Annotated in this window: 7 protein-coding genes; 5 read left to right on the forward strand and 2 right to left on the reverse strand. The window is 37.2% G+C overall.

Going from position 1 to position 8,941, the window contains the following annotated elements; genetic code table 11:
* On the reverse strand, positions 1-343 hold a 343-nt coding region (locus OQX61_RS23970; RefSeq protein WP_265844377.1), incomplete at its 3' end, for a hypothetical protein.
* Positions 344-1,168: 825 nt separating this feature from the next.
* On the opposite strand from OQX61_RS23970, the gene OQX61_RS23975 reads away from it, so the two are divergent.
* The 3 genes from OQX61_RS23975 (at position 1,169) to OQX61_RS23985 (ending at position 4,339) form a co-directional block, all read left to right on the forward strand.
* Entirely contained in the window at positions 1,169-2,677 is a 1,509-nt protein-coding gene (locus OQX61_RS23975; RefSeq protein ID WP_265844378.1) for a hypothetical protein, read from the forward strand.
* Positions 2,678-2,686: 9 nt separating this feature from the next.
* Entirely contained in the window at positions 2,687-3,637 is a 951-nt protein-coding gene (locus tag OQX61_RS23980; protein ID WP_265844379.1) for a hypothetical protein, read from the forward strand.
* A gap of 243 nt (positions 3,638-3,880) precedes the next feature.
* On the forward strand, positions 3,881-4,339 hold the full coding sequence (locus OQX61_RS23985; RefSeq protein ID WP_265844380.1) for a hypothetical protein: 459 nt from the start codon (positions 3,881-3,883) through the stop codon (positions 4,337-4,339).
* Between the two features lie 14 nt (positions 4,340-4,353).
* Here OQX61_RS23985 and OQX61_RS23990 read toward each other — a convergent pair whose 3' ends face one another.
* On the reverse strand, positions 4,354-4,992 hold the full coding sequence (locus OQX61_RS23990) for a hypothetical protein (protein WP_265844381.1): 639 nt from the start codon (positions 4,990-4,992) through the stop codon (positions 4,354-4,356).
* Between the two features lie 593 nt (positions 4,993-5,585).
* Between OQX61_RS23990 and OQX61_RS23995 the strand changes: the two genes are divergently transcribed.
* Positions 5,586-6,725, forward strand: a complete 1,140-nt coding sequence (locus OQX61_RS23995) for a hypothetical protein (RefSeq protein WP_265844382.1) — start codon at positions 5,586-5,588, stop codon at positions 6,723-6,725.
* A gap of 32 nt (positions 6,726-6,757) precedes the next feature.
* The gene (locus OQX61_RS24000; protein WP_265844383.1) at positions 6,758-8,887 is read left to right on the forward strand and encodes a C1 family peptidase; all 2,130 of its coding nucleotides are present in this window, start codon (positions 6,758-6,760) and stop codon (positions 8,885-8,887) included.
* The last annotated feature ends 54 nt before the right edge of the window (positions 8,888-8,941 follow it).

Raw genomic sequence — 8,941 nt, forward strand, 5'->3', positions numbered from 1 at the left:
GCAACCTTACATTAATAAAAATGAACAGACTCATATTAACAAGCCCAACTAAACGCTCTAGCAAATAATATTCTTGCGGTGTATCGTCAAATCTAATCACGAGCAGAATCAAATGTGCAATGAACAGAAATGATGATAAATACATGTTCCATTTGTCTTCACTTGAAAAAATACCAATGAAATAGAGCGTCAGGAATAAAACATTTAAAAACAAAATGTCGACTACAGCTCCCTCTACCAAAATGGGCATAACAAATACCATAAAAATCAGCATTACCAACAATGTGATAAAGCTGGTGTCAGAGTGCCAATAATCCTTTACTTTATTATTGATGCGTTTCATTGGCAATATGGTTTAGATTAATTGAATCTTAATGAAGTTAAGGTAACTAACTGATAAACACAATTTAATAAATTTCACTTGCTTTCCCAGATCAATCAAAAGCATATCATGCATCTTTAAAAAATTCTTTATCCCTATTGTCACTGAAGACCTGCTTCGGTTTTGATACAATCCTGAAGACCGCTCTCCAAGATACCAGGCCAACAGCTGTACCTTAAATAGGTTTTGCACCTTAAACGTGTTGCTGGAATATAAATACCATTGTGGCCTTGGCGCCAGGGAGGAATCCGCTGCTTTCCACTGTTGCAGATCCTGCTTTTAAAAAGGGCATTAGCTTCCTGAACGGCAGCTTTGAGTTGTAAGACATCAATCAAAAAGAAGTGCCTTTGAAATTAACCTCCTTGCTTTTTTCCGATACCCTGATCCGGGTAAAATACAACGGAACGGTAACTATAATTCGTCATGGGTAGAGCGACTTTCTGGAATTGGGTTTGGAACAACCTTATCCAGTTTATTGGCTTTTTCTTCTCGGTTAGTAAATAAAGTCAGGACCGCCACAACAAGCTTACAATCACTCTTTTGAGGGATTGTAAGAGTAAACAAGAATTCGGAACTTGCATGTTGTTTACCTTGGGTTAATGATTTTACTTCCTAAAAAACAATTATGGACTCTACTCTTGAAATGACTTTAAACCAATTAATTAACAAAATACATTTAATAACAATGCTCTGGATATAATCATTGGCCTTGTTTTCATCTATTTATTATACAGTTTGGGGGCAACAGTACTCTCATATATCTCTATACAAAATAAAGCTAAACTCATGGCAGAAGATAAAAAATACAACCTCAGCATTGTAGGAGATTTTGAACTTAAACTAATCGGATTTATTACTGCAATTGTTAGTTTCTTGACATTTATCCAGGCGTTCATCAATGATACTTCAACGCTATTTGGAATTGAGTTATGGGAGTCATATCAGCTATTTATATTATTATACTTCATTTTTCCGGCAGGTCTTGTTTGTTATTTTATTATTCAAAAATCAAATTTCATTACTAAAAAAATTATTGGTATAGAAGTGGGATATAACCAATCATTACTTCAAATAATACTTTTCCTTTTATTCTTTATCTTTGGATTTTTCTATTTAAGGAGTACAGATCCTACGACGATAAATATAGGCCTGTACATTGCCATTCTACTGATTACCCCAATTTATTTTATTACTGTCTTTCAAATAGGAAAGATGGCATGGAAACACAAATTCCAGTCTGAAGCCAAAGAGTACATTATCGTAACGCTTGTTTTGCTGATATTGATTATTTCTTTTATGCTAAACTCGTTTGAAAGTTTAACAAATAAAAATTCAAGTCACGAAAAATCAGCAAAAAAATTATTGACAGAATACCACAATCAAATCTTGTATAATACCACCCTAAACAAGATTGCCCGAGAAATTGCTGAAAGATCCAGTGAGAACATGGCAACAATAAAACTCTATTCATTTAAAGAAGGATATGTAATGCCTCAATCCTCCAGAACGCTTATGAATGGTGTCATTTCTAAAGTAGACACCGGGCTAAAGCACAGCCTGACTAATGCCAAAAACCTCCTTTATACTAAAAACCATAATAATACTGCAGCTATTATCTCAGTAAAGAAATTACTAGACAAACAGGCAAAGCAGTTACTTGATCTCTTTAACACCCCAAATATTGATAGTACAGCAGTAGCAAATATAAATAAGAAATTGGCCCTTTATGCCGATTATTCGAATCAGATCGATTCTACATGGCGCGATTATGTAGCAACAAAAGAAAAGGACTTCAATAAAGAGTGGTTACCACATGTTCAAGTCCTACAGTTTAAGGGACTATTATGGTTATTCTTTTTCCTTATTCTCTTGTTTACAATTCTGTATCATTACAGAAAGCAAAGTATCCTGATCCAAAAAGAAGATTATAAAAACAAAATTAAGCAAGACGCTAATCTCCTCAAAAACTACGTATTCCTATTTGTCTTGCTCATCATGCCATTCTTCAAAAAATTTACCGAGGAAAACATCAATTTTAAGAAACCATTTTTAAACATAGGCATAAAAGAGCTGTTAAAAACCGAGAAGCAAAATACTATAGAGCCAAATAGTAATGCAAAAAACAAATCAAATCTTGTGGACTCTACACACACCACAATTGAGGTGATTATTGATACCAATTCCTTAAAACAGCTTAATCATGAAGTATTGGAAAAGATAAAGAAGCTTGGAAAAAAAGCCATAGATAATCCTACCGACAGAAAGAAATTCCTGGAAGATTTTGATAAACCCTAAAAAAAAGCAATGATGAAAAGTATATGGATTACTATCATAGTGATGATATGTGTTACAAGCTGTTTTAGCCAGGATTACAAAACATGGTATGAAAATATAAAAAAAAGCTCCTTCAATATACCCATAAAAACAGGTACGCTTCCAACAGACACAAGCTCAATTAATAAATATATTTTTTCCATTGAAAACAACAAAAATGCTGGTGGGATTAACGGACAGCAATGGAATATTATTTTTTCAGGCTGGCAACAATTTAAAAAGCGTCTAAAAACCTACCAAAAGATTGATGCATACGAAAAAAACGATGCTGATGACGAGAGAATAGAAGAACACTGGCATGATTTCAAAAATTTAATAAACAGATCTGAGGGACAATTATTCGCGTCAAATGACAACACACTCATTCAGGCAATTGGAAAAGTAGAGACCTTAGTCAAAGATTCATCCACAAAACTCATTAGAGAAGCAACGGCGCTTAGATGTACGGTAGTCAATGAATCTAACGAGGTAAAAAAAATTATTCAGGATACAGTAGTAAAAAATCAGAAAAAATTATTTTATGACATTGACTCCATAAAATATTTTCTTTACAAGCGAGACACCATTAAAAACAGCATAAATCTACATGGGTATGATCGAAACGTTTACGGGTTAAGTTACCTGAAAGTCTTTAACCCCATAAAAAAATCAGCCTTAAATGCCTTTGCAGCATTGGCTGAAATCATAACCTCCTTTCATTCTTTTAAACTTCGTAATACTGGGGCATTTCTTTCTGCGGGGGTTCAGCACAGATCAATGGTGTTATTGGCGGGTTTAGGTTATTTTGACAACCAAGAGGCTTACAACATCAGTTGGAAAACTTCCTTCATTTACTTTCCTCACCAGAGTAGGTTTGGTTTTGGTGCATCATATTCGCCTCTCACGAAAGCCGGGATTATAGTCGGTTTCAAGCTTAATTAAATCACCAAACTATTGATATACATAAAACATAATTCATCATTAGAACTTCCTCTTTTTTGCGATAAAAAACAAAAGAGAATGGTTTACGAAGTAGCTGATATTTTTGAAGGCCAAATGATCCGATTTAAGAAAATAAAGGATTATGGCTATGCAGATTTTACGATGTAGATTACATTAAGGTAAGGGAAATTGAAGCGCATACCGAAGATCTTGCTAGATATGGATGGACTAATTTGCCGAACTTTGATCCAGGATATCCTTCAATCTAAGGGAGATCAGTTAAGAAAAAAATATCCGGATTCTATACTTGGTAATTTATTGGACAATCCCCTTAACCTGATACACAAATTAGTCACCATAGGTACACCGCACAAAGGAATTGATATGCGAAATATACCCGATTTTATAGAAAAAAGCATTGTTTCACTACTCAACCTTTTGATGCTGGTATTTTTCATGAAAGAAGAATGCGCGATTATTGAGGCGCCCAGGAGTAAAGGCTTAGAGATAAACAGCCTTGGAAATAGTGGTTTCCCTATAGAATGCTGTCTGTGTATAATCGGCAGTGATTATAACTCGTACGGCAAGGTTCGCTACGCAACTGGAGGTTTTAGTGACGGTTTAGTGAAACAGGACGCGACTTCCATAGTTACAGGGCCGAAACCTAAAAAGCAACTCTATCCTACTGATGTTCCCAATTAATTTTCATGTTTTTTTCACCTAACAGGTAATACAATCTTAGAAGCCTTCCACTGGATAAAATCAATGTTTTTGTTTTCAATACCATAGAATGGACGAGTCCCCAACACGACTACTTCTAGAACTACGACGCTTAAACTATTAACCTGGATATACGCTGAAAACCTGGCTTCCTCACTTGGTGAAATAGTTAATAAACGGCCTTTCCCCTCTGGCTGCCAATCTTTTTCTGAGCTAATCCGTTCCATTCCAACTGGTCTTATTATCTTAGGCTTACCTGAATCCTGGTGTAAGTCTTCTTCTTTGACAGGCCCATCCAGCTCTATTACTTTTATTGCTATATTCTTAAGCCATAAACTATCTGTTTGACCTTTCGTTAATAAAATATGTATAACCAAGTGGTCATTATCTTTATCGATATGATTTCTCTCCGCGTCAATATTGATATTAAGGTTAATGATTAGCCATCCAGTAAGGATTTTATATATAAAAAAACAAGAGGCAACAAGGAATCCTATAATTGTAAAGATGGTTTTGAGTGTCTCTAAACAAAATCCTTCATATCTAATTCCAAAATACATAATACCTAGGCATAAAATCAAAACAAGCAGGAATAAAACTATCCACAGCTTACGGTTGAACATAACCTTTTTCATAATAATTTACCTCCTTATTTATTCACTGGCTTAAATAGTTCAAGATGAAATGGCCAGTATTTATAACAACCACATCCTCAATGATCCTTTTCATAATTATGGTTCTAGATTTATTACTAGCCCCCATTGATAGCGTTTCCACTCTAAATATATTATCAACAATAACTCCTGATTCGCAATTCGTTTTAATGAGTGCGTTTTGCAGGACGGTTATGTTACTAAACGCTATACGAACATTCTACCATTTGGAAAGCGGTGCAAATTCTTAATCACAAATAAATTTTACTCCAAAATGAGAATTTTAATCTTTCAGTGCAATCCCTCAAAAGAGTGAATATGAGTAATTTGATTTACTATTTCCGACTAGCAGGGTATGCTTGGTATAAAAAACTATGGCTTGGATGGCTAGCCAAAAAGGCCGTTCTATTTCCATCATGTTAACTATCTTAAAATTCACTCTTTTGAGGGATTGTGGTGGCAGAGAATAATTGGGAACTTGTATTAAACATTGATAACGCCTAAAAAGACGTCTATCCTGTTTTTCCTCTCTGAAATCAACATTTCTTTTATAAATATTCTAAACCAACGAAAAAATGGCAACATTTCATGTAATCGGCGAAACTTTGATGAAGCCGGACGAGATTCTTAACAAAAGTATTAGTGGAGATCTTATTAATCTAACCAAAAACATCAAAACCCTAAGTAAAGCCCTGCAACCGAGCATTGCTGTGGGGGCGGCTATTGGAGCTGAACCTACTGAAGACGGTATACCTACAGGCGTTTTTGAAGAAATAGGGATCGGTAAGCCTCTGGGAATTGAAATTGCATGCGTTTATGCAGGAAAATATAAAAGTTTTTTAGGAGGTCGAAAAGACGCAGTCGTAGTCTCTGGAGTTAGAAGTACTCTAACTTTCCAGGGTACTTCGAGAGCAGTAAACATTAGGTCCAAAAACGTAGATAAGAATTCTTACTTAAATTTCACTGCATTTGAAGACGGCACACCTATTGTTTATTATAGTCCGGCAATGGATGCAGAAAGCATGGTAGTATCCTTTGAAATTATGTTTGATAATTTTGACACTGAACTTCTTGATACCATCTCAGGTTTGCTTGATTCAGCCGTGGGTATACCTGTCTTTATGCCTGCAGCAGCATACCTCATGGGCGGTTCTAAATTGCTTAAAATTGGGTCAAATCTTGGCGATGCCATTTTCTCAGGAGAACCCGATTTGAAAGGCACCATCCCCATTCAATTCAGTTCACCCCTGCTTTCCCCAACAGAACCCAGGGAATATGTGATCTATAATGAAACCGACCGTGATGAATTTGACAATTTGAAAGTAGGAGTCATAAAAGATGGCGGAATACAAAAAATAAGGCTAATTGATAAAGACAGTGAGGAGGAGTACAAGGGAGAAGCTCCCTATATCATCGTATACCTAAACGGAAGGCTTCGTCCGGATCTTGCTAGCTTTGCGCCTACTTTGGCCACTGCCTCATTATTAAAAAAATTCTATGGTTCTGATGATAAAACAGGAGAATACACCGAAATCCTACAAGATGCCATGCAACTTTATAACGATTCTAAGTATCGGTTAAAAGCGGATAAAATCAAAACAGATATGCAAAGATTTGATAAAGAAAGCCCTGAATATAAAAAATTCAAAAGCCTCTATGAGGCCTATGCTGCAAATATCCAGACTGACAACTTCAAGTTGCCTAAACTCGCATAACTTTCCTAACCAGCCCTCCAAAATCAAAAAGTATGAAAACCCGTTCCGAAAAGCAAAAATTAAAACCAATTAAAGGCCGTGTACTTAATGCAAGGCCCGATACCATAGATTTCAGGGATCAAATGTTTGAGTCAACACTATATGAAGTACCCTCAACAATACCCTTGGAAAATTATCTGAAGGCAGGAATACCAATACTCAATCAGGGAAAAGAAGGTGCCTGCACTGGTTTTGGTTTAGCTACAGTAATTCATTACCTCCTTAAAAGCCGTAAAAATAGTTATTTTACTGATCAGATCAGTCCAAGAATGCTCTATGAAATGGCAAAAAAATATGATGAATGGGCAGGTGAAGATTATGTAGGTTCCAGTGCCCGTGGCGCAATCAAAGGCTGGCATAAGCATGGTGTATGTCTGGATAAACTCTGGCCATATGATCCAGAAAAACCAGATAAAAATCTTGATGCGGCCCGTGCGGAGAATGCAGCAGGCTATCCATTGGGTGCATATTACAGGGTAAATCATAAAGACTTCTGCTCAATGCACAATGCCCTGGCAGAGGTAGGCATCCTGTATGCCACAGGCAGAGTTCATGATGGTTGGTTCAGTGTTGACAATAAAAGTGGTGACATCCCATATGAGGGACAAGAAATCAGAGGAGGTCATGCCTTTGCTATTGTTGGATATGATAAAAACGGATTCTGGATACAAAACTCCTGGGGGGAGACTTGGGGAAAGGGCGGCTTTGGACGCATAAGTTATGACGACTGGGCCGCTAATTCTACAGACGTATGGGTATCACGACTTGGAGCTCCGGTATTACTGAAAAGCCCTAACAGCATTGCAAAAACCTTTTCTGTAGCCGCTTCTTCCACTGATCTTTTACCATTTAAAGAACTCCGGTCCCATATAGTTAGCCTGGGCAACAATGGAGCACTTAGAACTACTGGAACATATGGGAACAACAAAGATGATGTTAAGCGTATTTTTACAGAATACATCCCAACTATAACCACTGGCTGGAAAAAAGTACGGATTGCCTTTTATGCGCATGGTGGTTTGGTTTCTGAAGATGGTGTACTTCAGGTACTATCTGATTATCGACAGACATTATTGACTAAAGAAATCTACCCAATCTTTTTTGTTTGGAATTCAGATATTTTGTCGACAATCCAAAGTCTGTTGGAGGACGCCTTCAAGCTCCGTCAGCCCGAAGAGCGTATAAGCTCAGTTTTTGATTTTATGCTTGACCGCATCGATGATATGTTAGAACCGCTAGCAAGAGAACCTGGTAAAATCGCATGGGCAGAGATGAAAGAAAATGCTCGGGCAGCGTCAGATCCTCAATTTGGTGGTGCCTATTTTACCCTGGAGTGTCTTAACGATTACCTTAAAGCCGGTAAAGATATTAGTATCCACCTGATTGGCCATAGTGCCGGAAGCATTCTTCTTGCGCCCCTTATTTCCAAGATTACAGAAGAATTCAAGCTCAAAATCAAATCCTGCACCCTTTGGGCGCCGGCCTGTTTGACTAAGGACTTCATCCAATCTTATGTTCCTGCAATTAAGGATAATACCATGGAGAAAGTCGCCCTATTTACACTGAGCGACCGTGCAGAGCAGGATGACAACTGTGGTAGAATCTATAATAAATCTCTACTTTATCTGGTATCTAATGCATTTGAAGAAACACCGAGAGGTACCAGCATCCTGGGCATGGCCAAGTTTATTCAATCAACGCCTAAGCTAACCCAGCTTATCAATGAAAAGCGTATTGACTGGATCACCTCACCAAACACCAACCCACTCCCAAACTACTCCGATGCGAGACACCATGGTGATTTTGATAATGACATGCCTTGTTTCAATTCAACAGTAGAGCGGATTCTGTTGGCAGATCCTGTATCAGCATCAGTGTATTCAGTCAAGAAAAAATCTACAAAAAAATCAGATGTCAGGGATGGTGATTCAGATTTGCGTGTTTCTGTTGTATATCCACTGGATGAAGGTGGTGAAGCTGGTCATCTTTCAGGTGATCCATCACAAAATGGTCAGGAACTTCTTATAGCACCCTCACCAGATGCACCACAAATGAAGGGTAGGATGAGCAGAGCCGAACTCAAAGAGAAAAGAGAAGAAATCAATTTCCAATTTAAACTTTAAAACCATGGCAGAATTACAAGTGATCAAAATGGGCAGCGGTAGAAGTTATGGTTG

It is taken from the genome of Pedobacter sp. PLR (genome assembly GCF_026239675.1).
Taxonomy (GTDB): Bacteria; Bacteroidota; Bacteroidia; order Sphingobacteriales; family Sphingobacteriaceae; genus Pedobacter.